This is a genomic window from Actinomadura latina NBRC 106108, assembly GCF_001552195.1.
GTDB lineage: Bacteria > Actinomycetota > Actinomycetes > Streptosporangiales > Streptosporangiaceae > Spirillospora > Spirillospora latina.
Map to the genome: position 1 here is coordinate 1 of NZ_BCQS01000063.1, position 1751 is coordinate 1751.

The 1751-nt window shown below is 69.0% G+C and carries 1 protein-coding gene; it reads right to left on the bottom strand.

What is annotated here, in order from left to right; all coding sequences use genetic code 11:
* Window positions 1-213: 213 nt before the first annotated feature.
* Window positions 214-1629 carry an IS1380 family transposase gene (locus AL2_RS35785; protein WP_067641739.1) on the bottom strand — a complete coding sequence of 472 codons (1416 nt, stop codon included), beginning with the start codon at window positions 1627-1629 and terminating at the stop codon, window positions 214-216.
* Window positions 1630-1751 lie beyond the last annotated feature (122 nt).

The following is a 1751-nucleotide window of genomic DNA, read 5'->3' on the forward strand; positions in this document are numbered from 1 at the left end:
AGCCTGGATCCACGGCGTGATTTCCGGTGATCCATGTTGGTTCCGATCTCGTCATGAGAGCCGGTCTGCTTGGCAGAGCGGCATTTCGGGGGCGTGCGGGGTCTGCCACGCGCAGGTCCGTGGCCTGTCCGGGGGTGCGGATCGGGGGTGGGATGCGCCGGCGGGCGCGGTGACTGTGATGGTCGTCGGGAGCGGTGACAGGGTCGGGGCGGGTCAGGCCGCTGTCGCTGGTGGTGGGTCGTGGACGGCCCGGAAGGTGTTCATCCACTCGGCCTGCCAGCGCCAGTGCTCGGGCAGGTGCACGGTGATGTGCCCTGCTGGTCCTGCCGGGCCGTGCCGGGCGAGCCGGGCCGGAACGCTGATCAGGTGGCGGCGCAGGGTGGCGCCGCGGGCACGCGCGTGGAACGCCGAGGCCAGGGTGCCGGTGGCGCGTAGCAGGTTGTGGGTGATGGCCGCGCAGGTGAGCCATGCGGCGTTGGCGTTGAAGTCGCCAGAGGGCAGATGCGCCAGCGGCCCGTCGATCAGGTCGGCGTTGACCTGCTCGATGATGGCGTGGTCGCGGTGCTGGGCCTCGGCTTGGACCAAGGTGAACGGGCTGTCGGTGAAGACCGGGTGGTAGCGGTAGGCCGGGAACAGTTCGTCCTGCCCGCTGGCGGCTTGAGGGTTGAGCCGTTTGACCCGGCGCACGATAAGGCGGGCGGTCACCGGGTTGTTCTTGGAGGCGAAAGCGGTGTAGCCGACCTCTGCGATCTGGGCGTCCGACACCCACCCGCCGGCCTGGGCATCGAAGATGGCCTTCGGGTAATCGATGGAGATCCAGGAGGTCTCGGGGATGGCCGCGATCGCGGCCTTGATCTTGGGATCCATCTTGGCGGTGACCGAGAAGCACACGCCCGCCGCCTGGCAGGCTCCGATGACCTGTTCGCTGTAGAACGCCGAGTCACCGCGCATCACCAGCAGGCCACTGGCCCCGGCGGACCGGGCCGTGCCGATCTGCTCGCGCACGAACCAGGATGCTCCGCGGGCTGAGGCGCTCTTCCCGCCGCGCAGCCGGGTGCCGGTCACCACCGGCGCGGCCACCGGCGTCGACAGGCTCGCCGCCAGCACATTCAGCCCCTTGACCAGCACGCTCTTGCCTTGAATCTTGGTATGGCCGAACCCGGCACCCTGCTTGGCGTACCCGTAGGTGCGGCGCTGCATCGAGTCCACATCCAGGAACGCCAGCACGTCCGCGCCGGGCAGCAGCGGCGTGTGCGCCGCGAGCCGGGCCAGCAGTACACGCGCCGTCTTCTCCAACTGGCGGACGTTGCCCCAGGTGAACGCGCGCAGGAACGACCCGAGCGTGGACGGGGCGCGCACGCCGGTGAACAGCTTGTCCATCCCGCCGTGCCGCAGCACGTCCAGATCGTCGATGCTGTCGGCCCCGGCCAGCATCCCGGCCACCACCGAGGCGACCTTGACCGGCGCGTTCGCCCCGTCCCGGCACCGGAGCGACACGTGCTCGCCGACCAGCGAGGCCAGGCCACAGCGCTCGGCCAGCCGCATCGCCGGCACCAGGCCCGCGTACGCGATCACATGCTCGTCATCGAACGCCGCATGCGTCTTGGCAGCGGCGTGAAACAATCGCACTTGAGAGGTGTCCGTTCAATCTGGCTGCTGGAAGCGTAGAGAACTCCCATCATCCCAGGTTGCAGGGCACCTCTCCTCATATCGCGGCTTTCATCGCATTACCAACCCCGTGGATCCAGGCT